Genomic DNA, 21967 nt, shown 5'->3' with positions numbered 1-21967 from the left:
CTTCTTCATGTCCTCCATGCCGGCGATGCCCACCACCACCGTGCAGAAGATGATCGGCGCGATGATCATCTTGATCAGCTTGATGAAGCCGTCGCCCAGCGGCTTCATCGCCTCGCCCGTCGCCGGGTAGAAGTAGCCGAGCAGCACGCCGATGATCACCGCGGTGATCACCTGCACGTAGAGGGAACGGTAGATCGGGAGCTTTCTGGCGGGTGTGATTGTTGTGCTTTCCATGGCTTGCCTTCCGGAGGGTTTGGAAACTGTAGGACGCATATCGGCCGCTTTCTATCCGTGGAACCCGCATCGATGAAATGAAAAAACCCGCCGAAGCGGGTCTTGTCGATCAGGTACAGGTCCGCATGCTCAGTGCATGTGCAGGCCGCCGTTGACCGAGAAGTCGGCCCCCGTGCTGTAGCCGCCCTCGTCGGTGGCGAGCCACGCGATGATGGAGGCGATTTCGCTCGGTTCGCCCAGGCGCTTGACCGGGATGGTGGCGACGATCTTGTCGAGCACTTCCTGTCGGATGGCCTTGACCATGTCGGTGCCGATGTAGCCCGGGCTCACGGTGTTGACCGTCACGCCCTTGCTGGCCAGCTCCTGCGCCAGCGCCATGGTGAAGCCGTGCATGCCGGCCTTGGCCGCCGAGTAGTTGGTCTGGCCCGCCTGGCCCTTGGCGCCGTTGACCGAGCTGATGTTGATGATGCGGCCCCAGCCCTTCTCGACCATGTCGCCCACCACCTGCTTGGTGACGTTGAACATGCTGTTGAGGTTGGTCTCGATCACCGCGCTCCAGTCCTCGGGTGTCATCTTGAGGAACATGCGGTCCCGCGTGATGCCGGCGTTGTTGACCAGCACGTCGATCGGGCCGTGCGCGGCCTTGGCGGCGGAGAAGGCCTCGACGGTGGATTGCCAGTCGCCGACATTGCCGACCGACGCATGGAACTCGAAGCCTTCGGCTTTCTGTTCGGCCAGCCACTTGGCGTGGTCGCGCGTGGGGCCGCATCCGGCGACCACGGTGAACCCGTCCTTGTGCAGACGCTGGCAGATGGCAGTTCCGATGCCACCCATGCCTCCGGTGACATATGCAACTTTCTTGCTCATGAGATTTCCTTTATGTACATAGCAAAAGCCTGAACGGCCGCCTTCACTCTAGCGAGTTTCAAGCCGTGGTCCTCTGAGGAAAACACTGAGCCGAGCTTGCAACCAGCTGTCACGAAGCGACCTTCGTGCCCGGGCTCTATCCTCGCATCTGTACGCTCTCGCGCAAGCGTCATCGCCAACCTTATTACCAAGGAGTCGAAAGTATGAATTTCGGGATCATCGTCTTCCCCGAGGTCGAGGAACTCGACTTTGTCGGCCCCTGGGAAATGCTCACCATGTGGAGCAAGCTGGCCGGCGGTCCCGAGCATTGCCTGATCGTGGCCGAAAAGCGCGAACCGGTGGTCTGCGCCAAGGGGCTGTCCATCAACCCGCACGTGTCCTTCGCTGACTGCCCGCCGCTCGATCATCTGCTGGTGCCCGGCGGCATGGGCACGCGACGCGAGGTCGACAATCCCGCGATGACCCGTTTCCTCGCCGACCAGGCGCCGGGATGCCAAACGCTGATGTCGGTATGCACCGGCGCCTTCGTGCTGCACGCGGCCGGGCTGCTCTCGGGCAAGACCGCCACCACGCACTGGGGATCGCTGGACCGCCTGCGCGCACTGGGCGACGTGAAGGTGGTCGAGCAGCGCTTCGTGCAGGACGGCAACGTCTGGACATCGGCGGGGGTATCGGCCGGTACCGATCTGATGCTGGCCTTCATCGCCCACACCGCCGGCGATGAAGCCGCCGCCCGGGTGCAGCTGCAGGCCGAGTATTACCCGGCGGATACGGTATACGGCAGTACCGCGAGCCACGAGCGCGCGCCGGCCTACGTGACGCGTCCGGGCACGCCCTTCAAGACGCCATGAGCGCCGTTCCCCTGCCCGAACTTCTGTCCGTACTGGCCGCGCGCGTCGGCGAAACGCTGCGCGCGCGGGGCCAGACGGTGTCGGTCGTCGAGTCTTCGGCCGGCGGCCTCGTGTCTGCCGCCCTGCTCGCCATTCCCGGTGCATCGGCCTACTTCCGCGGCGGCGCGGTCGTCTATTCGCGGCGCGCCGGCCGCGCGCTGCTGGGCCTGACCGCGGAAGACATGGCCGGCATGCGCGGGGAAACCGAGCCCTACGCCCGGCTCGTGGCAGGCCGGGTGCGCGACACCCATCACACGACTTGGGGCATCGCCGAAAGCGGTGCGGCCGGCCCGTCGGGCAGTCCGTATGGCGATGCGCCGGGGCACGTGTGCGTCGCCGTGGTCGGTGGGGTCACGGTGAGCCGGACTATCGAGACCGGCGACACGGACCGTCCGAGGAACATGGAGGTGTTCGCGCGGCACCTGCTCGCGCTGTTCGACGAGACGCTGCGGGCGCAGCCGCAGACACCGCCCGCCTGAGAGATTCAATCCGCCTGCACGCCCGCTGCGCGGATCACCTTGCCCCATTTCTCGATCTCCGCCGCGAGGTGCGTGCGCAGGCCTTCCGGCGTCTGCTTGTCGAGCGGCACGATCTCCGAGCTGAGTTCGGCCAGCCGGTGCTTGACCATGTCGTCCTGCAGCGCGGCGCGCAGGGCGACGTTGAGCTTCTCGAGCACTGCGGGCGGCGTGCCCTTGGGCGCGTAGATGCCGTGCCACACCTTCACTTCGAAGCCCTTGAGCCCCTGTTCGTCGAGCGTGGGAATGGTCGGCATGCTCGACAGCCGCCTGGGCGTGGTCACGCCGAACACCTTCACGCGATTGCCGTCCTTGATGACCGGCGCGGTCTGCGTGGTCTGGTCGCACAGCAGGTCGACCTGCCCGCCCATGAGGTCGTTGAGCGCCGGGCCCGCGCCCTTGTAGGGCACGGTGGTCAGCTGAACGCCGATCTGGTTCATGAACAGCAGGCCGCACAGCTGCGACACCGCGCCCACGCCCGCATTGGCCAGCGTCACCTTGTCCTTGTGGGCCTTCACGTAAGCCAGCAGCTCCTGGTAGTTGTTGGCGGGGAAGTCCTTGCGCGACAGCAGCGTCATCGGCACGTCCATCACCTGGCCGATGTATTCGAAATCCTTCAACGGATCGTAGTTGAGCTTCTTGTAGAGCGCGGGCGCGGTGGCCATGCCCATGTGATGGATCAGGATGGTGTAGCCGTTGGGCGCCGCCTTGGCCACCCGCGTGGGCGCGATGGTGCCGCCCGCGCCCACCGTGTTCTCGACGATCACGGTCTGGCCCAGCGACTTGCCCATGGGAATGGCCAGCATGCGCGCCACCACGTCCGTCGGGCCGCCGGCCGAGTACGGCACGACCAGGGTGACGGGCTTGTCGGGCCACGCAGCCTGTGCGGCCGCCGGTGACTGAAAGGCAAGCAGGCAGGCGCTCGCCGCGGCCGCGAGCAGGGCCTTGGATTTCCAGGTCTTCGTTGCTGTCACTTCGTTGTCTCCTTCTGGGGGTTATTTATTTACGGATGTTCGAGCGCGAGCAGGCGTTCGGCCAGGCGCACCACGGGCGCGTCGACCATGCGGCCGTCCAGGCTGACGACTCCGCCGCCGGCTGCGCGCACGGCATCGATCACGCGGCGGGCCCATGCCACTTCGTCGGCGCTCGGGCCGAGCGCGGCGTGCACCGGCGCGACCTGATCGGGGTGGATGCACAGCTTGGCGCCGAAGCCGCCGCGCCGGGCGCGTGCGGTGTCGGCCGCAAGCCTTGGCGCATCGCGCCAGTCGGGCGTCACGCCGTCGATGGGCGCGGGCAGGCCGGCGCGGCGCGAGGCCAGCAGCAGCGCGAGGCGCACCGGCACGAGTTCGGCTTCGTCCGCATCGCAGGCCAGGCCGAGGTCGGCCTGGAAATCCAGGTTGCCGAACGCCAGGCGCAGCACCTGCGGGCCAGCCGCGAGCTCATCGACCGCCGACAGGCCTTCAGCCGACTCGATCAACGGCACCAGCACGCCCTTCGGGCCGATGGCTTCCGCAATCCTGGACAGATGAGCCGCGCGCTCCGCCTTGGGCAGCACGACGCCGGCAATCAAGCCTTGCGCCGCCAGTGCGCCGACCTGCGCGCAATCGTCTTCATGCCACGGCGTGCCGGCGGCATTGATGCGCACCAGCAGGCGTTGCCGGTCGATCTCGGGCAGCTTGGCGAACGAGGCGGCGAGCGCCTCGCGCGCCGCCACCTTGCGCTCGGGCGCCACCGCGTCTTCGAGATCGACGATCACGCCGCCCGCACCGGTCGCCAGTGCCCGCGCGTGGCGCTCGGGCCGGTCGGCCGGCACGAAGAGAAAGGCGCGCGCGAGAGCAAGCGGAGCCAATGGCACGCTCACACCGCCCCTGCCTCGCGCAGCGCCGCGATGTCCGCCTCGCTGCGGCCGAGGCTGCGCAGGATGGCGTCGGAGTGCTCGCCCACCGCCGGGATCGGGTCCATGCGGTAGTCGAACGCGCTCTGCCGGCCGGCCGGCAGCAAGGCCGGGATGTTTCCGGCCGGAGATCCCACCTGCCGCCAGCGCTCGCGTGCCTGCAACTGCGGATGGGCCCACAGCCCGGCCATGTCGTTCATGCGGGCGTTGGCGATCTGCGCCGCGTCGAGCCGTTCCAGCACCTGCGCGGTGCTCAGCGCGCCGAAGGTCTCGACGATGATTGAGCGCAGAGCCTCGCGGTTGTCGTTGCGCCGCGCATTGCTGTCGAAGCGCGCATCGGCCGCGAGCCCGGTCTGCAGCAGCACCTTCTCGCAGAAGGTGCGCCATTCGCGTTCATTCTGCAGGCCCAGCATCACCGTGCCGCCATCGCCGACGGGGAACGGGCCATAGGGATAGATGGTCGCGTGCGAAGCGGCGCTGCGTGGCGGCGGCGCCGCGCCTTCGTACGCGTAGTACATCGGATAACCCATCCACTCGGCGAGCGATTCGAGCATCGACACGTCGATGTGCGAGCCCTTGCCGGTCTTGCCGCGCTGCAGCAGCGCCGCGAGGATGCCGGTGTACGCATACATGCCCGCTGCGATGTCGGCGATGGAGTTGCCCGACTTGCACGGATCGTTGGGCGTGCCCGTGACCGACAGGAAGCCGGCTTCGCTCTGGATCAGCAGGTCGTAGGCCTTCTTGTCGCGGTACGGGCCGTCTTCGCCGTAGCCCGAGATGTCGCAGACGATGAGCCGCGGATGCTTCGCCTGCAGCGCCTCGGCGCCGAGCCCCATGCGCGCCGAGGCCCCGGGTGCGAGGTTCTGCACCAGCACGTCGGCGCCGGCCAGCAGCTCCTGCAGGACCGCGAGCGCGGCGGGCTGCTTGAGGTCGAGCGTGAGGCTTTCCTTCGAGCGATTCACCCACACGAAGTGCGAGGCCTCGCCGGCCACGCGGGCGTCGTAGGCCCGCGCGAAGTCGCCTACCTCGGGGCGCTCCACCTTGATGACTCGGGCGCCGAGGTCGGCCAGCTGGCGGGTGCAGAACGGTGCGGCAATCGCGTGTTCGAGCGAGATGACGGTGATGCCGTCCAGGGGTCTTGTCATGTGTTCCTTCTCCTGTCAGGCGAGTACGGCCGTGGCCTGCATCGTGAGCCAGCCGTCGGCGTCTTCGCCCCAGAGGCTGAATGTCTTTCCATCGGCGTCCGGCTTGCCGTGCACGCGGAACGGCGCGATGTCGAAGGTCGGGCGCACGGCACGAAATTCGAAGCGCGCGAGCAGCGCGCCCGGCACGTTGCGGCGAAGCAGGTCGACCAGCAGCGTCGCGATCAGCGGGCCATGCACGATCAGGCCCGGGTAGCCCTCGACCTGCGTCACGTAGCGGCGGTCGTAGTGGATGCGGTGGCCGTTGAAGGTCAGCGCGGAGTAGCGGAACAGCAGCACGTCGTCGGGCGCGATGTCGCGGCTGAAGGCAGCGTCTTTCGGCGCGGGCGTGGGCGGCGGGGCCTTCTCGCCAGGCGCGGCGGCGGCGCGGTAGACGATGTCGTGCTCCTCGGTCAGCGCGAGGCCGCGCTCGTTGCGCACCTCATGGCGCACGAGCACGAACACCAGCTCGCCGGTGCGGCCCGCCTTGTGCGTGACCGAGGCGATGGTCGAGGTGCGCTCCACCTTGTCGCCGACCTGCAGCGGATTGCCCGCCTCCCAGTTGAGCCGCCCGCCGGCCCACATGCGGCGCGGCAGCGGCACGGGCGGCAGGAAGCCGCCGCGCTTCGCATGGCCGTCGTCGCCGATCTCGGACTGGCGATGGTGCGGCAGGAAGTAGAGCCAGTGCCACAGCTCGGGCAGGCGCGTGCCGGCCTGCGGCAGCGGATCGTCGCGATCGAGCGTCGCGGAGAGCGCGCGCACGGGTGCGGCGGTGATGTCGTCGGCCAGCGTTTCGCTGCGGCCCTGCCAGGCCTGCAGCCTGGCCAGCGCCTCGCTGTCGATCATGGAAGGCGCCGTGTGGTTGTCGTTGCTCATGGGGCTTCCTTCAATCGACCGCAGCGCCGGAGGCCTTGACGATGCGCGCCCACTTGGCGAGATCGCCCTGCAGCAGCGCCGCGAACTGCTCGGGAGAAGTCGGCGCCGCGATCTCGACGCCCTGCTGTTCGAGCTTGTCGCGCAGGTCCTTCGAGGCGAGCGCCTTGCGCGTGGCGTCCTGCAAGGTCGCCAACACGTCGGCCGGCACGCCTGCGGGTGCGAACAGGCCGATCCACAATGTGCCGTTGTAGCCTGGCACCGCCTCGGCGATGGTCGGCACGTCGGGCAGCACGGCCGAGCGCTTGTCGCCGCTCACGGCCAGCGCGCGCAGCTTGCCGGCCTTGATGTGCGAGAGCGCAGAAGGCAGGCTCGCGAACACGATCGGCAGTTGCCCGCCCAGCACGTCGTTGAGCGCGGGCGCCACGCCCTTGTACGGCACGTGCTGCAGCGAGATGCCGGCCATGCTGTTGAGCATTTCGCCGAGCAGGTGGTTGAGCGTGCCGTTGCCGGCCGAGGCGTACTGGTAGTTGGCACCCTTCTGCCGTGCGAGCTTCAGGAACTCCGCGAAGTCCTTCGCCGGGAACGTGGGATTGACCAGCAGCACGTTGGGCACGGCGCCGATCAGGCCGACGGGCTTGAAGTCCTTCACCGGGTCGAAGCCCGGGTTCCTGTACAGCGCCGGGTTGATCGCCTGGCTGCTGCTGATGGTCATGAGCAGCGTGTAGCCGTCCTTCGGCCCCTTGGCGACAAGCTGCGTACCGATGTTGCCGCCCGCACCGGGACGGTTGTCGACCACCACGCTGGCGCTGTTCATCACCTCGCCGAGCTTCTGGCCCACGAGGCGCCCGACGATGTCGTTGGTGCCTCCGGCGGCCTGCGGCACGACCAATGTGATGGGGCGCGAGGGATACGGCTGGGCGCTCGCCGGGCCCGTCGGGATCAGAAGCGCTGCCGCAGCCAGCGACAGCAGCGCACGTAGGCGGAATCTCATGTGTGGTGTCTCCATGGCCGCATGGTCGTTCGCCCTCCTCCTGCGCGCAATCTGCGATTTCGGAACCCAGCCTTCTGTATTTCCGAAGGCTCGGCGCATAACATCGCCTCATGCTTTTCGATCTCACCGACCTGCGGCTGTTCGTGGCCACGGCCGAACTCGGCAACCTCACTCGGGCCGCCGAACGCCAGCACCTGTCGCTGGCCGCCGCGAGTGCGCGCATCAAGGCGCTGGAAACACAGGCGGGCCTTCAGCTGTTGCAGCGAGAAGCCCGCGGCGTGCGGCTGCTGCCGCCGGGCGAAGCCTTCCTGCACCACGCGCGCCTCGTGCTGCACCAGACCGAACAGCTGCGCGCCGACCTGCTCGAGTACGGCGGCGGGCTGCGCGGCCACCTGCGCGTGTTCGCCAACACCACCGCGGTGACCGATTTCCTGCCCGAGATCCTGCCGGGCTTCCTCGCGCACAACCCGCGCATCAACGTCGACCTTCAGGAAAAACCGAATGCTCAGATCCCGCGGGGCGTGCTCGACGGCCGCGCCGACATCGGCATCGTCGCAGGCCGCGTCGACACGCTAGGCCTGGAGGCGATCCACTTCAGCACCGACCGGCTGGTGCTCGTCACATCGCGCAAGCACCGCTTCGCGAAGCGCCGCAGGATCGCCTTCGCCGAGACGCTCGACGAGGATGCCATCGGCATGCAGCAGGGCAGCACGCTGCAGACCTTCCTGGCGCAGATCACCGACAACCTCGGCAAGCGGCAGAAGCTGCGCATCCAGCTCGGCAGCTTCGACGCGATGTGCCGGATGATCGGCAGCGGCGTGGGCATTGGCGTGGTGCCGGAGTCGGCGGCGCGGCGCAACCAGGAGAGCATGCAGCTCGCGCTGATCGATCTCAGCGATGCGTGGTGCGTGCGCGAGCGGTATCTGCTGGTGCGGAACCGGGAGGCGCTGCCGGTCTATGCGCAGGCGCTGGTCGAAACCTTGTGCCGGCACTACGCCGAACAGCAAGCCGAAGAAGACTGAGCGTGGCCTCCCGAAAAACAGGGGACTTGCAGGCGATTGCCGAACAAGTCGATCCCGTCCCCATTTTCCGTGGACAACTTTGGGGGTAACTCACGAGGAGCCTTGTAAAACAGATTTAAGTCATTGTTTTACAAGGGTAATCCTTAGTTTGCTCAAAATTTGGGCGGTGAACAACCTGAGCGGGCAAAACGGTTCCGATGGGCCTGAAAACGGCGATGAAGAGAACTTTCCTTCAATTTCTGGAGGGCAGAAAGCCCCATCGGATCAGTGACTTACGCCCGAATCAAGAAAACCTGATGTCGTCCCCATTTTCAGTGCACAACTTTGGGGATAACTCATGGGGAGCCTTGTAAAAGGCTCATAAGTTATTGTTTTATAACGAAATTAATCACTTTGCCCAAAAAATGGGCGGTGAACAAAGTGCTTCGCTTGGCCTGTCGCTCAGTATGGCGGTGCCTTGCGCCCACGTTGCGCTCGCGCCGCTTCGGTCCACCACGCCAGGTCGTCCGCAAAGCGGTCGAACGAGCGCTCGAGCGATTCACCCGCCGGCCCGGTCGGCTTGCCGGCCGCGTCCAGCGTCTGCGAGATCGGGCCAACCGCGAGCGTGCTCGACACGACGACCATGCCCATCTCCGACAGGATCGAATGCCACACCGTGCCCGAGCGCACGCCCGAGAAGCGCCCCGCCGAATAGCTCGCGATGGCCGCGGGCCGCCAGAACCACTCTTCGAGAAAGTGGTCGGTCAGGTTCTTCAGGCCCGGCTGCGGACCCCAGTTGTATTCGCCGGTAACGAAGACGAAGGCATCGGCTGTGCGGATCTTTTCGGCCAGCGCTTCCATCGCCGCCGGCGCGGTGCCCTTGGGATATTCCTTGTACATGCGGTCGAGCATGGGCAGGTCGACCACCTTCGCGTCCACCAACTCCACATCGTCGCCCCGCGCGCGAAGGCCGGAGACGATGTAGTCCGCCAGGCGCACGCCCATGCGATCGGAACGGTACGAACCGTAGAAGACCAGGATCCTGTCGCTCATCGCTGTTCCGTTTCGAGCTTGTCCTGGGTGCGGGTCCCGAAGTCGCCTGCGTCGTGGCGCTCGTGCAGCTGGCTCGAAGGCTGGCCCCAGGCGCGATTGACCATGCGGCCGCGCTGCACCGCCGGGCGCTGCGCGATCTCGTCGGTCCAGCGCAGCACGTTCCTGTACTCGCCCACCTGGAGGAACTCGCCCGCCTCGTACAGCTGCCCCTTGGCGAGCGTGCCGTACCAGGGCCAGACGGCCATGTCGGCAATGGTGTACTCGCTGCCCGCCAGGTAGCGGCTCTCGGCCAGCCGGCGGTCGAGCACGTCGAGCTGGCGTTTGGTCTCCATGGCGAAGCGATCGATCGCGTATTCGATCTTCGTTGGCGCATAGGCATAGAAGTGCCCGAAGCCGCCGCCCAGGTAGGGCGCGCTGCCCATCTGCCAGAACAACCACGACAGGCATTCGGCGCGGGCTGCCCGCTCGGTCGGCAGAAAGGCATTGCCGAACTTCTCGGCCAGGTACTGCAGGATCGCGCCGGACTCGAACACGCGGATGGGCGTAGCGCCGCTGCGGTCCATCAGCGCGGGGATCTTGGAATTCGGGTTCACCGCCACGAAGCCGCTGCCGAACTGGTCGCCGTCGCTGATGCGGATCAGCCAGGCGTCGTACTCGGCGCCGGTGTGGCCGAGCGCCAGCAGTTCTTCGAGCATCACCGTCACTTTCACGCCGTTCGGTGTCGCGAGCGAATAGAGTTGCAGCGGATGCTTCCCTATCGGCAGGTCTTTCTCATGGGTGGCACCCGCGATCGGGCGATTGATGTTCGCGAAGCGGCCGCCGCTTTCCTTGTTCCAGGACCAGACGGTGGGCGGCGTGTAGGCTGTCGTGCCATTCATGCGATGAGTTCCAGGAGTTGGACAGACGATGATCATTCTCTACGACTGCGCCACCGCGCCGAGTCCGCGGCGCGCCCGCATCCTGCTTGCCGAAAAGGGCATTGCCCATGAAACGGTGCAGGTCGACCTGGCACATGGTGAGCAATTGGGTGCAGCCTACCGCGCGATCAACCCGCAATGCACGGTGCCCGCGCTGCGCACCGAGGAAGACGGGCTGCTGACCGACAACGCCGCCATCGCGGCCTGGCTGGAGGCCCGCTACCCGGAGCCACCGCTGATGGGCCGCACGCCCAAGGAAAAGGCCGAGATCGCCAACTGGAACTGGCGCATCGAATTCGAAGGCCTGCTGGCCATTGCCGAGACGCTGCGCAACGGTTCGCCGGCCATGGCCAATCGGGCACTGCCCGGCCCTGTGGACTATGCGCAGATTCCCGAGCTGGCACAGCGCGGGCTGGCACGTGTGCAGCATTTCTTCGAGAGACTGAACGAACGGCTGGCCGGCCGCGAGTTCGTCGCCACCGACCGGTTCAGCCTGGCCGACATCACCGCCGTGGTGGCGGTGGACTTTGCCCGCGTGGTGCGGGTCAAGCCCGGGGAACAGCACCCCGAGCTGCTGCGCTGGCGCGCTGCGATGGCGCAGCGCCCGTCGATGTCGCACTGAGCGGCACGACGGCGCGCCGGGCGCTGTGGATCAGCGCTCGATGGTCAGCGCCACGCCCATGCCCCCGCCGATGCACAGCGAGGCAATGCCCTTCTTGGCGTTCTGGCGCTGCATTTCGTGCAGCAGCGTCACCAGGATGCGGCAGCCCGACGCGCCGATGGGGTGGCCGATGGCGATGGCGCCGCCGTTGACGTTCACCTTGTTCACGTCCCAGCCCATTTCACGGTTCACGGCGCAGGCCTGCGCGGCGAAGGCTTCGTTGATCTCGAGCAGGTCGAGGTCGGCCGCCTTCCAGCCCGCGCGCTGCAGCGCCTTGGTCGATGCAGGCACCGGGCCCATGCCCATGATGGCCGGATCGAGGCCGGCGGTGGCGTAGCTGGCGATACGGCCCAGCGGCTTCAGGCCGAGCGCGGCGGCTTTCTTGGCAGTCATCACCATCACGGCGGCAGCCCCGTCGTTCAGGCCCGAGGCATTGCCCGCGGTCACGCCGCCGGCCTTGTCGAAGGCGGGACGCAGGCCGGCCAGGCCTTCGGCGTTGGTCTTGCGGTTGATGAATTCGTCCTTGTCGAAGACGACGGGATCGCCCTTCTTCTGCGGAATGCTCACGCCGACGATCTCGTCCTTGAACTTGCCGGCGTCCTGCGCGGCGGCGGCCTTGGTCTGGCTGCCCAGGGCCAGCTCGTCCTGCGCGGCGCGGCTGATTTCGTACTTCTTGGCCACGTTCTCGGCCGTGATGCCCATGTGGTACTGGTTGTAGACGTCCCACAGGCCGTCCACGATCATGGTGTCGACCATCTTCCAGTCGCCCATGCGCTGGCCGTTGCGCGAGTTGGGCAGCACGTGGGGCGCTGCGCTCATGTTTTCCTGGCCGCCGGCGATGACGATCTCGCTGTCGCCCGTGGCCACGGCCTGGGCCGCCAGCATCACGGCCTTCAGGCCCGAGCCGCACACGGCGTTGATGGTGAGCGCCGGCGTTTCCTTGGCGCCGCCGCTCTTGAGCCACGCCTGGCGCGCGGGGTTCTGGCCGGCGCCGGCCGCCAGCACCTGGCCCATGATGGCCTCGCCGACCTGTTCGGCGGTGAGGTTCGCGCGGGCAATCACTTCCTTGATCACGAGGGCGCCCAGCTCGGTGGCGGGAATGCCGGCGAGCGAGCCGCCGAACTTGCCGACTGCCGTGCGTGCAGCCGAAACGATGACGATGTCTTCCATGAGGTTCTCCGTTGAAGTGATCTGAAATTCGAGGTGAGAGGGATCAGGCGCGAGCCTTGACGTAGCGGCCCGGCGCCGGCTCGATGGCCTTGTAAGCCTTGCCGTTGCCGTAAGCCTTGGGCGCGGGGATCTGTTTGCCCGCGTGGCCCTTGAGCCATTGTGCCCAGTCGGTCCACCAGCTGCCGGGATGCTCCTGCGCGCCGGCGAGCCATTCGGCCTGCGTCTTCGGGAACTTGCCGTCGTCGCGGATCCAGTGGCTGCGCTTTTTCTTGGCGGGCGGGTTGATCACGCCTGCGATGTGGCCCGAGGCGCCCATCACGAAACGCTTCTTGCCCGGCAACAGTTGCGTGGAGGCATACGCGCCGCCGATGGGCACGATGTGGTCTTCGCGCGAGCCGTAGATGTAGGCCGGGATGTCGATGTTGCCGAGGTCGATCTTCTGCCCGCATACCGTCAGCGCATTCGGCTTGGCCAGCTTGTTCTCGTGGTACGTGTTGCGCAGGTACCAGGCATAGAACGGGCCCGGCAGGTTGGTCGCGTCGCTGTTCCAGTACAGCAGGTCGAAGGGCGGCGGGGTCTCGCCCTTCAGGTAGTTGCCGACCACGTAGTTCCACACGAGGTCGTTGGGCCGCAGGAAGCTGAAGGTCGAGGCCAGGTCGCCGCCCGGCAGCAGTCCGCCCTTGCCGAGCTGCATTTCGCGGTACGCCACCATCTGCTCATCCACGAAGATGTCGAGGATGCCGGTGTCGCTGAAGTCGAGGAAGGTGGTCAGCAGCGTGACCGATGCGGCCGGCTTCTCGCCGCGCGCCGCGAGCACGGCCAGCGCGGTGCTCAGGATGGTGCCGCCCACGCAGAAGCCCAGTGTGTTGATCTGGTTGCTTCCGCTGATCTCCTGCACCGTGTGGATCGCCTTGATGGCGGCGTTCTCGATGTAGTCGTCCCAGGTGGCCTTGTCCATCGACTCGTCGGGGTTGCGCCAGCTCACCACGAACACGCGGTGGCCCTGCTCGTTCGCATAGCGGATCAGCGAGTTCTCGGGCTGCAGGTCGAGGATGTAGAACTTGTTGATGCACGGCGGCACCAGCAGGAACGGCCGCTCGTACACCTTGGGGGTGAGCGGCTTGTATTCGAGCAGCTGGAAGAACTCGTTCTCGAACACCACGGCGCCTTCGGTGGTGGCCACGTTGCGCCCCACCTCGAAGGCGCTCTCGTCGGTCATGCTGACGTGGCCCTGCTTCATGTCGTGCAGCAGGTTCTGGATGCCCTTGGCGATGCTCTCGCCCTGCGTGTCGATGGCCTTCTTCTGCGCTTCGGCATTGAAGGCCAGCGAGTTGCTGGGCGACGAGGCCGCCATCCATTGCTCGACCGCGAAGCGCAGGCGCGCCTTGGTCTTTTCGTCGGCGTCGATGGCCTCGGCCATGCCGAGCATGGTGCGGCCATTGAGCAGGTACACGGCCGCCGAGAAGGCCGACAGCGGGTTGCGGCCCCAGGCGTCGCCAGCGAAGCGCTTGTCGCCTTCGGGCTTGGCGCCGAAGCCCTGGCGCCAGAGTTCGGTGGCTTCCGCCATGTACTGCTGCTGGATGGACTGGAGCTTTTCGGGGTCGATGGAGAATTTTGGCAGCTCGGGCATCTTCGCGGCCTGCGGCAATTGCCATAGCGGCGTGCCGCCGCCGTTGAAGGCCGAAGCCCCTTGCGCGGCGGACTGCCGGAAAGCTTCCAGCGCCTGGGTCCATCCCTCGGTCATTGCCTGCTGGAAGGGCGCGAACGCATCGGCCCCCGTGGCTTGTTGCTTCATCATGTCTCCTGGTCCTCGCCTGAGTCGAAACGGATGGCTTGCGTGTTTTGAGTATCCTGCATTTCACGGGGCCCTCACAACGCCGCTTCCTTGCTTACCAACTGAAACTACTTGTGTTTATCCATCTGATCGTCATCGGTTGGTTGTACGTCGCCCTGATGATGGCGGTGGCCGAGGCCACCAACACCACAGGCACGGTGCTGGGCGCCATCTTCACATTTCTTTTGTACGGATTGGTGCCGGTGGCACTGGTGGTTTACCTGATGGGCACTCCGGGCCGCCGCCGCGCGATGAGGCAACGCGAGGCCGAGGCACAGGAAGCCGCCCGGCGTGCCGCAACCGAGAAATCGGCGCCGCCGGTCGCAGGCTCAGGCCTTCTTCCAGACCAGGGCGGCGAAGCGGCCGCTGACGCTGTCCCGCCGGTGCGAAAAGAACCTTGAGGGATTGGCGACGGTGCACCAGCCGTCGCTGCCGTCGTTGCCATGGACGGCCTCGATACCCACCGCGTGCAGCCGCTGGCGCGCCAGTGCGGGCAGGTCGGCCAGCCATTTCCCGGTGGCAGCCGCGGGCCTGAAGCAGGACGCCGCTTCGGGCGCATGCGCCTCGAAGGCAGCCCTGACCTCGGGGCCGACCTCGAAGGCCTTGGGCCCGATGCACGGGCCCAGCCAGGCGATGACGCGGGCCGCGCCATCGGCCTCGAAGGCCTTGGCGGTCTGTTCGAGCACACCGCCCGCCAGCCCGCGCCAGCCGGCATGCGCGGCCGCCACGCGGTGGCCCGCTTCGTCGGTGAAGAGCACGGGCAGGCAATCGGCCACCATGATCGTGCAGGCCAGGCCGCCGGCAGTGGCCGTGCAGGCATCACCAACGGTGCCGTCGCGCACCGCGTCCTGTGCGGCGTCGAGCGAGACGACGCCGGTGCCGTGCACCTGCTGCAGGAAGACCGGACCCGCTCCGATGGCCGCGCGCAAGCGGTTCCGGTTCTCCGCCACATGCGCGGGCTGGTCGCCCACGTGGTCGCCGAGGTTCAGGCTCTCGTAGCGCCCCAGCGAAACCCCGCCGTCGCGCGTGGTGCACACGGCCCGCACGTTCGGCGGCGCGGGCCAGTCGGGGACGAGCCAGCGCTCGTTCATGGGGCTCAGGCTTCCGCGTCGGGCGCCTGCGAGGGCTGCGCGCGCTGGAAGGCGTCGAGCTCCATGCAGGCCTCGAAGGCGGCCATGGTGCGCGGCAGGCCGCTGAAGTCGCAGTCGAAGCGGCGGCCGTTGAAGATCTGCGGCACCAGGCAGCAATCGGCCATGGTGGGTGTGTTGCCCCAGCAGTAGATGCCGGCTGGGTGCTGCGCAAGCTGACGCTCGAAGGCCAGCATGCCGTCGCGCACCCAGTGGCGGTACCAGGCGTTCTTGGCCGCATCGTCGAGCTTCAGCTCTTTCACGAGGTACTTGAGCACGCGCAGGTTGTTGAGCGGATGGATCTCGCAGGCGATCGACTGCGACAGTGCGCGCACGTGGGCGCGGCCCACCGGATCGGTCGGCAGCAACGCCGGCTCGGGGTGCACTTCGTCGAGGTATTCGATGATCGCCATCGATTGCGAGAAGCGCTCGCCCTCGTCCTCCAGCAGGGGCACCAGCATGTCGGCCGAGATGGCGGAGTAAGGGCCGGTGCGGTGGTCGCCGCGCGCGATGTGCACGGGGATGTACTCGAAATCGAGGCCCTTCAGGTTGAGGGCGATGCGCACGCGGAACGAGGAGGAGGAACGGAAATAGTTGTGCAGCTTCATGATTTCCCAAGCATAGCGCTCCGTCACGGGCGCGGCATGGCCCTTCAGCGCGCCGTTCTGGCCGGCTTCTATTGTGGACCTCCCGCCTCTGGCACACTGCCGGTCTCCCGCTTAGGTTTCGCTGAAAAGGACACGTCGCAATGGCTTCCGAGTTCGTCTTCGCCCCGCCCGCCACCGTCTCGGTGCCGGTGGCCGGCCAGCCCGCCCGCTTCCCGGTGCACCGCATCTACTGCGTGGGCCGCAACTACGAAGATCACGCCAAGGAAATGGGCTTCACCGGCCGCGAGCCGCCATTCTTCTTCATGAAGCCGGCCGATGCGCTGGTGGTGGTCGACGCGGGCCAGACCGGCACCATGTCCTACCCCTCGCTCACGAAGAACCTGCATCACGAGATCGAGCTGGTCGTGGCCATCGGCACGGGTGGCAAGAACATCCTGGCGGCCGATGCGCACAAGCACATCTACGGCTACGCCGTCGGCCTCGACATGACGCGCCGCGACTTGCAGAACGACATGAAGAAACAGGGCCGCCCCTGGGACATCGGCAAGAGCTTCGAGCAGAGCGCGCCCATCGGCCCGATCGTGCCCGTGGCGCAGGCCGGCAATGCGGAAAAAGCCGAGATCTCCCTGCAGGTGAACGGCACCGACCGCCAGCGCAGCAACGTGGGCAAGCTGATCTGGAACGTGGCCGAGACCATCGAGCACCTGTCGGCCGCGTGGGAGCTGCAGCCCGGCGACCTGATCTTCACCGGCACGCCCGAAGGCGTGGCCGCGGTGGTGGCCGGAGACACGCTCGTGGGCGAAGTCGCGGGCCTGCCCAAGCTGACCGTCAAGATCGCCTGAAGACGGCAGCCGGCTCCATGCTCCTGCGCGTACCCATCAAGCATTGCAAGAACTGCGGCACCGCGGTGGTCTACCGCGTGCCGGACGACGGCGACACCAAGCAGCGCGCCGTCTGCCCGGCCTGCCACACCATCCACTACGAGAACCCGCTGAACGTGGTGGGCACCATCCCGGTCCTGGGCGACAAGGTGTTGCTGTGCAAGCGCAACATCGAACCGCGCTGGGGCAAGTGGACGCTGCCGGCCGGCTTCATGGAGCTCGAGGAAACCACCGCCCAGGGCGCGGCCCGCGAGACCGACGAAGAGGCCGGCGCCCACTATGTGATGGAGGGCCTGTTCTCCGTCATCAGCGTGGTGCGCGTGGGCCAGGTGCACATGTTCTACCGGGCCCGGTTGCTCGACGACAGGTTCGACCCAGGCCACGAGACCATCGAGGCCAGGCTCTTCGCCGAAGAAGAGATTCCCTGGGACGAGATCGCCTTTCGCACCGTGCGCGAGACGCTCGAGCACTACTTCGAGGACCGGCGCCGCGGCAGCTTCGACCGAGTCCACACGTTCGACATCGTCTGAACCCGCAGCGCCCCATGACACTTCGCTCCATCCTGCTTCGCGCCGCGATCGGCCTCGGATTCATCCTGGCCGCGACGGCGCAGGCGGAAACCGTGGGCGACGTCGACACCGCCTTCAAGCTCATCGGCCCGGACCACAAGATCGTGATCGAGGCCTACGACGACCCCAAGGTCAGCGGCGTAACGTGCTACGTCTCGCGCGCCAAGACCGGCGGGTTGGCCGGCGCCTTCGGCGTGGCCGAGGACAAGGCCGAGGCCTCCATCGCCTGCCGCCAGGTCGGCCCCGTGAGCATCACGCAGCCGCTACCCAAGCGCGAGGAGGTCTACAGCGAGCGGCTGTCGGTGCTCTTCAAGCGCCTGCGCGTGGTGCGCATGGTCGACCCGAAGCGCAACACGCTGGTCTACCTGACCTACTCCGACCTGCTGATCGACGGTTCGCCCAAGAACAGCGTGACGGCGGTGCCCATCGACCGCGGCACACCGATCCCGCTCAAGTAGCGCCCGGGGGCCGATGGCCCCTTCACAGCCGGTTGCTCTTTCGCGGGGCGCCGTCGCGGCAGTTTGCTAGCATCGCCCGCGTGGCCTCCCCCCGCGGGCCGCGGCGAGCCAGATCGCCGGAACCCTCCGCAACGAAACCGTTCCAACACAGCGCCATGCATCTTCAGACTTTTGTTTCCCGTATCGCCGCCCTGGCCCTGGTTGCCGCGAGCCTCGCGGCCTGTACCACCACCGACCTCAACGCGCCGCGGCCCGGCCCCTCGGTCACTCCCCCCGTGCAAAGACCCACCGCGATGTTCGTGCGCCCCGCCACCGGCGCGACGCTGGCGCGCTTCGACGGCGTGCGCACCAAGGGCATCGACATCGCCGGCAACTTGGGCGATCCGGTCGTCGCCTCGGCCGACGGCCGCGTGGTGTACGTGGGCGGCGAGCTGCCGGCCTACGGCAACATGATCATCGTCAAGCACAACGAGACCTTCCTCACCGCCTACGCGCACTTGCAGACCATCCTGGTGAAGGAGAACCAGGTGGTCCGACAGGGCGAGAAGATCGGCGAGATGGGCAAGAGCAACGCCGACCGCGTGAAGCTGCGCTTCGAGATCCGCAAGAACGGCACGGCCGTGAACCCCGAGCCGTATCTCAACGGATTGCTTCAGCAATGACAGGCGGCGCCCGCCGCCCATGAAAAAAAGCCCCTCGCGGGGCTTTTTTCTTTCAGAGCGCGTCATGCCGAAGCCCTGGCCTCGCCGGCTAGAGCAGGCTCTCGGGCACCAGCGGCGCCAGCAACTCCAGCTTCCAGCGCGACCAGTAATCCGTTTCGGGCTCCTGGTGCAGGATGGTGTCGGCCGCGTCCCCCGCGGCCGGGCTCACCCACTCGATGGCGCCCGTCGGTCCCAGCTGCAGCTGATAGGCGCCGTCCAGCCGGATGAAGCCGATCAGGCTGGTGAGCTGCTGGGCGATCTGCGGGCTGAAGATGAAGATGCCGACCTCGGTGTTGTGCAGCATCGAACGCGGATCGAAGTTCATCGAGCCGATGAACACGATCTTGCGGTCGATCACCGCCGACTTGCCGTGCAGCCGGCCACTGGCCGAGCCGTACATGCCGAAGCGCCTGGTCTGCTCCACCCGCTTGGGGCTCAGTTCGTACAGCTCCACGCCCAGGCGCAGCATCTCCGCGCGGTAGCGGCGGTAGCCGATGTGCACCAGCGACTCGTCGGTGGCCGCCAGCGAGTTGGTGACGATGCTGTAGCCCACGCCGTTGCCGCGCACGAGGCGGATCGTCTCCATGCCGCCGCGCCCCGGAATAAGGTAGGGCGTGGTCTGCATGATCTCGTTCTCGGCACCGCGCAGGTAGCGGCGCACGTTGTAGAGCACGCTGTCCTTCGATTCGTCGGCGGGCAGGCCGCGCGCTTCGTCCGTCGGCGCAAGCGCCTTGGCCGGCGCGTCGGCGTAGGCCTCGGCGCGCGCCCAGACCAGCTTGAGCGCGCCCGCGTCCAGGTCCTTGGCCAGCGGGTTGTTGCCCAGCAGGTCGGTGGAGGCAAGCTCCTCGGGGTGCAGCTGCTCGGGGCCGGTGGTCAGTTTGTCGAAGCGCTCGCGCAGCTGTTGCGGCGTTTCGCCCGTGGCGGGCACCAGCGATTCGATGGGGTAGACGTACGGGCTGCTCCAGTACATGTCGAACAGCGACGACAGCCTGGGCACCACAGCGCCGGCCACCAGCGTGTCGATGTCGATGAAGTTCGAGCCCCCGTCGCGCAGGAAGTACTCGTTGGCCATGTTGCGCCCGCCCATGACGCCGATGACGTTGTCCACCACATAGAGCTTGTTGTGCATGCGGCGGTGCACACGGTCGAAGTCCAGTATCGACCAGGCCCAGCGCGTGCCGAAGCGGCCCCGCCCCGCGGGGAACGGGTTGAAGAACCGCACCTCGACGTTCGGATGCGCGGCGAAGCTGGCGAAGAGCGGGTCGGCGCCAGCCGTGTAGAGATCGTCCACCAGCAGCCGCACGCGCACGCCGCGGTCGGCCGCATCGCGCAGGGCACGCAGCAGGTAGCGGCCGGTCTCGTCGTTCTGCACGAGGTAGTACTGCACGTCGATGGAGCGCTGCGCGCGGCGTGCGAGCTCGATGCGCGCGTGCAGCGAAAACTGTGGCATGGGCAGCAGCCTGAACCCGCTGAGTGGCTCGCCGGGCGGGGCAGCCGCCTGCACGAGGCGGCCCAGGGTGGTGTCCGCGCCATCGCTGATTGCCACGGAGGGTTTGCGCTGCACGTCGGCAGGCAGTCCGGCGCAGCCGGCCATGCACAGCGCAACGATGCCGAGCAGCAGCCACGCCAGCCACCGGGCGCACGGTTCGTCGGCAGCCCGACAGGGGAAATTCGGCATGAAAAACAGAGGTGGGTTGGAGCGTGGATCGAAAAGCTCGCGGTTTCTACCACGCGCCTGTCGAACGTGCTGCACCGCCGATCGCGTCCGGGTTCAGTGCCCGCGCGTCGGCTCCCATTGCCTGACGAAGTGATCCGCCCGCAGCGTGGCCCGCTCTACCGCCGCATCCCACGACAGCTGCTGGGTGATCACCAGGGCACAGCGCGGAATGCCGCCCAGGCTCAGCTCGCAGATGCCGGCATAGGTGCCGCTGGGTGTGCGCATGAGCTCGATCCAACCCGTCCAGCCTTCTGGAACGCTGAGAGCGACTCGAGCGCTGGCCATGATGAATACACCCTACCCTTTTTGTAACGCAGCGCCAAGAATTTAAACCCTAAGCACTACAAATATCCGACAGGGCGGAGACTAAAGGCAGCGCTCTCGAACAGCATCCCTCGAATATGGGGGCCGGCACATGCCTCAGCTTTTCAGCAAAGATCGAGGAGCATGAACACAAAGACCAATTCCGGCGTGGGCAGGCCATCCACCCTCGCGCTGTTCGACGACCCGCTGCGCGAGGGGCGCGAACGGCTCGGGCCCGGAGCCTTCGTGCTGCCTGGCTTCGCCCTGCCCTTCGTCGATGCGCTCCTGCCGGCCATCGAAGGGCTGGCCGAACGCGCGCCGTTCCGCCACCTCGTCACGCCGGGCGGCTTCACGATGTCCGTGGCGCTGACCAACTGCGGCGCGCTGGGCTGGACCAGCGACCGGCGCGGCTACCGCTACAGCGCCACCGATCCCGACACCGGCAAGCCGTGGCCCGCCATGCCCGAGCCATTCACGCGGCTGGCGCGAGAGGCGGCCTTGGCAGCCGGCTTCGACGGCTTCGCACCCGACGCCTGCCTTGTCAACCGCTACGCGCCCGGCGCGCGGCTGTCGCTGCACCAGGACAGGGACGAGCGCGACTACGGCGCCCCCATCGTCTCGGTGTCGCTCGGCATGCCGGCCGTGTTCCTGTTCGGTGGACTGGCGCGTGGCGGCAAGGCGGTGCGCATTCCTCTCATACATGGCGACGTGGTGGTCTGGGGCGGCGAAGACCGGCTGCGCTATCACGGCGTGCTGCCGCTGAAGGACGAACCGCATCCGCTGCTGGGCGCGATCCGCATCAACCTCACATTCCGCAAGGCGGGGTGACATGCATGCAGGCGACCGGCAAGACAAGGAAGACATCGAAGAGGTCTTTCCTGAGGGGGCAGCCTGCAAGTTGCGCAACAACCGTCGCCAACGGCCTACAGACAAGTCCCCCTCGCCACGCCATGTTGCAAGCCATGACACATCCCATCGAACTCACCATCGTGGAGCCGCTGCCGGGCGCCTTTGTCTGGCAGTTGCTCGAAACCGACGACGCAGGTGCGCACCCGCGCGTGCTGCGCAGGGCTTACGACGCCGCGGAAAGTTATGAGCTGGCGCTCTCGGCCGGCCAGCGGGCGCTGCAAAGCGAGATCCGGCACCGCGCGCCTGCCGGCCACGGTTGAGTGGAACGCTACGCCTTACAGCCTTGGGGCTCAGGCGTGCAATGCGAAGTCGTCGACCGTGAGCGTGATGGCGCCGCGCTGTCCCGCCTGGTAGCGGGCGATCGCCACGGGCTCGATGACATGGAAGTACCGCCTGCACGTTTCCAGCAGGCCCTCTCCCATTTCGCGTGCACCGAATTCGTCGTGCAGGGTTTCCTCTGAAATCTGCGCGACGACGCGCGGCCCGTCAGGGCCTTCGGGGTAGAAGGCAAATCGCACGCTCGCCGTGTCGAAGCAATAGATGCCTTCGAAGTTCATCTCTGGTGTCTCCTTGTGAAGCGGCGGCGATTGGACGCGTGTGCCGCGGCGGT

General features: G+C 67.0%; 27 protein-coding genes. 11 read left to right on the top strand and 16 right to left on the bottom strand.

The genetic code is table 11. The features are described 5' to 3' along the window. On the bottom strand, positions 1 to 234 hold a 234-nt coding region (locus PMI12_RS13365; RefSeq protein ID WP_007833121.1), incomplete at its 3' end, for a cation:dicarboxylate symporter family transporter. 129 nt (positions 235 to 363) lie between these two features. Beyond that, a complete protein-coding gene (gene phbB, locus PMI12_RS13360; RefSeq protein WP_007833119.1) occupies positions 364 to 1101 on the bottom strand; it encodes an acetoacetyl-CoA reductase in 738 nt (245 codons plus the stop codon). A gap of 203 nt (positions 1102 to 1304) precedes the next feature. Between phbB and PMI12_RS13355 the strand changes: the two genes are divergently transcribed. Together PMI12_RS13355 and PMI12_RS13350 are read left to right on the top strand one after the other, a co-directional pair. Continuing rightward, positions 1305 to 1952, top strand: a complete 648-nt coding sequence (locus PMI12_RS13355; RefSeq protein ID WP_007833117.1) for a DJ-1/PfpI family protein — start codon at positions 1305 to 1307, stop codon at positions 1950 to 1952. Continuing rightward, entirely contained in the window at positions 1949 to 2470 is a 522-nt protein-coding gene (locus tag PMI12_RS13350) for a CinA family protein (RefSeq protein WP_007833116.1), read from the top strand. Before PMI12_RS13355 ends, PMI12_RS13350 begins: the two co-directional genes overlap by 4 nt. A gap of 5 nt (positions 2471 to 2475) precedes the next feature. On the opposite strand, the gene PMI12_RS13345 is transcribed toward PMI12_RS13350, so the two are convergent. The 5 genes from PMI12_RS13345 to PMI12_RS13325 are packed head-to-tail and all read right to left on the bottom strand — an operon-like array spanning position 2476 to position 7448. Further along, positions 2476 to 3480 carry a tripartite tricarboxylate transporter substrate-binding protein gene (locus PMI12_RS13345; protein ID WP_007833115.1) on the bottom strand — a complete coding sequence of 335 codons (1005 nt, stop codon included), beginning with the start codon at positions 3478 to 3480 and terminating at the stop codon, positions 2476 to 2478. A 29-nt stretch (positions 3481 to 3509) separates the two neighbouring features. Beyond that, a complete protein-coding gene (locus PMI12_RS13340) occupies positions 3510 to 4361 on the bottom strand; it encodes an HpcH/HpaI aldolase/citrate lyase family protein (RefSeq protein WP_086012103.1) in 852 nt (283 codons plus the stop codon). A gap of 2 nt (positions 4362 to 4363) precedes the next feature. Further along, the gene (locus PMI12_RS13335) at positions 4364 to 5545 is read right to left on the bottom strand and encodes a CaiB/BaiF CoA transferase family protein (protein ID WP_007833113.1); all 1182 of its coding nucleotides are present in this window, start codon (positions 5543 to 5545) and stop codon (positions 4364 to 4366) included. A gap of 15 nt (positions 5546 to 5560) precedes the next feature. Beyond that, complete coding sequence (locus PMI12_RS13330; RefSeq protein WP_007833111.1) at positions 5561 to 6457, bottom strand: FAS1-like dehydratase domain-containing protein; 897 nt, start codon at positions 6455 to 6457, stop codon at positions 5561 to 5563. 10 nt (positions 6458 to 6467) lie between these two features. Next, entirely contained in the window at positions 6468 to 7448 is a 981-nt protein-coding gene (locus tag PMI12_RS13325; RefSeq protein ID WP_007833109.1) for a tripartite tricarboxylate transporter substrate binding protein, read from the bottom strand. Between the two features lie 110 nt (positions 7449 to 7558). Here PMI12_RS13325 and PMI12_RS13320 point away from each other — a divergent pair, with 110 nt between their 5' ends. Further along, positions 7559 to 8470, top strand: coding sequence for a LysR family transcriptional regulator (locus tag PMI12_RS13320; protein ID WP_007833108.1), 912 nt, complete (start codon positions 7559 to 7561; stop codon positions 8468 to 8470). A gap of 441 nt (positions 8471 to 8911) precedes the next feature. Here PMI12_RS13320 and PMI12_RS13315 read toward each other — a convergent pair whose 3' ends face one another. Both PMI12_RS13315 and yghU read right to left on the bottom strand, forming a co-directional pair. Continuing rightward, positions 8912 to 9502, bottom strand: a complete 591-nt coding sequence (locus PMI12_RS13315; protein ID WP_007833106.1) for an NADPH-dependent FMN reductase — start codon at positions 9500 to 9502, stop codon at positions 8912 to 8914. Further along, positions 9499 to 10380 (bottom strand): glutathione-dependent disulfide-bond oxidoreductase, encoded by an 882-nt coding sequence (yghU, locus tag PMI12_RS13310; protein ID WP_007833104.1) that lies wholly within the window; start codon positions 10378 to 10380, stop codon positions 9499 to 9501. Before yghU ends, PMI12_RS13315 begins: the two co-directional genes overlap by 4 nt. A 28-nt stretch (positions 10381 to 10408) precedes the next feature. Here yghU and PMI12_RS13305 point away from each other — a divergent pair, with 28 nt between their 5' ends. Next, positions 10409 to 11041, top strand: coding sequence for a glutathione S-transferase family protein (locus tag PMI12_RS13305; protein WP_007833102.1), 633 nt, complete (start codon positions 10409 to 10411; stop codon positions 11039 to 11041). Between the two features lie 30 nt (positions 11042 to 11071). Here the strand turns inward: PMI12_RS13305 and PMI12_RS13300 are convergent, their stop codons facing one another. Together PMI12_RS13300 and phaC are read right to left on the bottom strand one after the other, a co-directional pair. Beyond that, entirely contained in the window at positions 11072 to 12250 is a 1179-nt protein-coding gene (locus PMI12_RS13300) for an acetyl-CoA C-acetyltransferase (protein WP_007833100.1), read from the bottom strand. A gap of 43 nt (positions 12251 to 12293) precedes the next feature. Further along, entirely contained in the window at positions 12294 to 14045 is a 1752-nt protein-coding gene (gene phaC / locus PMI12_RS13295; RefSeq protein WP_007833098.1) for a class I poly(R)-hydroxyalkanoic acid synthase, read from the bottom strand. A 113-nt stretch (positions 14046 to 14158) separates the two neighbouring features. Between phaC and PMI12_RS28200 the strand changes: the two genes are divergently transcribed. Then, entirely contained in the window at positions 14159 to 14485 is a 327-nt protein-coding gene (locus PMI12_RS28200; protein ID WP_081502654.1) for a hypothetical protein, read from the top strand. Here the strand turns inward: PMI12_RS28200 and pgeF are convergent. After that, positions 14414 to 15175 carry a peptidoglycan editing factor PgeF gene (gene pgeF / locus PMI12_RS13290; RefSeq protein ID WP_007833093.1) on the bottom strand — a complete coding sequence of 254 codons (762 nt, stop codon included), beginning with the start codon at positions 15173 to 15175 and terminating at the stop codon, positions 14414 to 14416. The two genes, PMI12_RS28200 and pgeF, sit on opposite strands and share 72 nt — an antisense overlap. A gap of 5 nt (positions 15176 to 15180) precedes the next feature. Then, complete coding sequence (maiA, locus tag PMI12_RS13285) at positions 15181 to 15819, bottom strand: maleylacetoacetate isomerase (RefSeq protein ID WP_007833091.1); 639 nt, start codon at positions 15817 to 15819, stop codon at positions 15181 to 15183. A gap of 140 nt (positions 15820 to 15959) precedes the next feature. On the opposite strand from maiA, the gene PMI12_RS13280 reads away from it, so the two are divergent. From PMI12_RS13280 to PMI12_RS13265, 4 genes are all read left to right on the top strand, one after another. Beyond that, complete coding sequence (locus PMI12_RS13280) at positions 15960 to 16661, top strand: fumarylacetoacetate hydrolase family protein (protein ID WP_007833089.1); 702 nt, start codon at positions 15960 to 15962, stop codon at positions 16659 to 16661. Positions 16662 to 16678: 17 nt separating this feature from the next. Further along, entirely contained in the window at positions 16679 to 17230 is a 552-nt protein-coding gene (locus PMI12_RS13275; protein WP_007833088.1) for an NUDIX hydrolase, read from the top strand. Between the two features lie 14 nt (positions 17231 to 17244). Continuing rightward, complete coding sequence (locus PMI12_RS13270) at positions 17245 to 17727, top strand: CreA family protein (RefSeq protein WP_007833087.1); 483 nt, start codon at positions 17245 to 17247, stop codon at positions 17725 to 17727. A 155-nt stretch (positions 17728 to 17882) separates the two neighbouring features. Continuing rightward, the gene (locus tag PMI12_RS13265; RefSeq protein WP_007833081.1) at positions 17883 to 18389 is read left to right on the top strand and encodes a murein hydrolase activator EnvC family protein; all 507 of its coding nucleotides are present in this window, start codon (positions 17883 to 17885) and stop codon (positions 18387 to 18389) included. Between the two features lie 88 nt (positions 18390 to 18477). On the opposite strand, the gene PMI12_RS13260 is transcribed toward PMI12_RS13265, so the two are convergent. Both PMI12_RS13260 and PMI12_RS13255 read right to left on the bottom strand, forming a co-directional pair. Then, positions 18478 to 20106 carry a phospholipase D family protein gene (locus PMI12_RS13260; protein WP_007833079.1) on the bottom strand — a complete coding sequence of 543 codons (1629 nt, stop codon included), beginning with the start codon at positions 20104 to 20106 and terminating at the stop codon, positions 18478 to 18480. 93 nt (positions 20107 to 20199) lie between these two features. After that, on the bottom strand, positions 20200 to 20430 hold the full coding sequence (locus PMI12_RS13255) for a hypothetical protein (protein WP_042673331.1): 231 nt from the start codon (positions 20428 to 20430) through the stop codon (positions 20200 to 20202). A 162-nt stretch (positions 20431 to 20592) separates the two neighbouring features. Here PMI12_RS13255 and alkB point away from each other — a divergent pair, with 162 nt between their 5' ends. Further along, entirely contained in the window at positions 20593 to 21276 is a 684-nt protein-coding gene (gene alkB / locus PMI12_RS13250; protein ID WP_007833075.1) for a DNA oxidative demethylase AlkB, read from the top strand. Positions 21277 to 21410: 134 nt separating this feature from the next. Next, positions 21411 to 21617, top strand: coding sequence for a hypothetical protein (locus PMI12_RS13245; RefSeq protein ID WP_157632191.1), 207 nt, complete (start codon positions 21411 to 21413; stop codon positions 21615 to 21617). A 30-nt stretch (positions 21618 to 21647) separates the two neighbouring features. Here PMI12_RS13245 and PMI12_RS13240 read toward each other — a convergent pair whose 3' ends face one another. Beyond that, on the bottom strand, positions 21648 to 21914 hold the full coding sequence (locus PMI12_RS13240) for a hypothetical protein (protein WP_007833071.1): 267 nt from the start codon (positions 21912 to 21914) through the stop codon (positions 21648 to 21650). Between the last annotated feature and the right edge of the window lie 53 nt (positions 21915 to 21967).

Origin of the sequence: Variovorax sp. CF313 (assembly GCF_000282635.1) — a bacterium.
Taxonomy (GTDB): Bacteria; Pseudomonadota; Gammaproteobacteria; order Burkholderiales; family Burkholderiaceae_C; genus Variovorax.
Note: the sequence above shows the minus strand (reverse complement) of the source record. Positions and strands in the feature narration are given on the sequence as shown.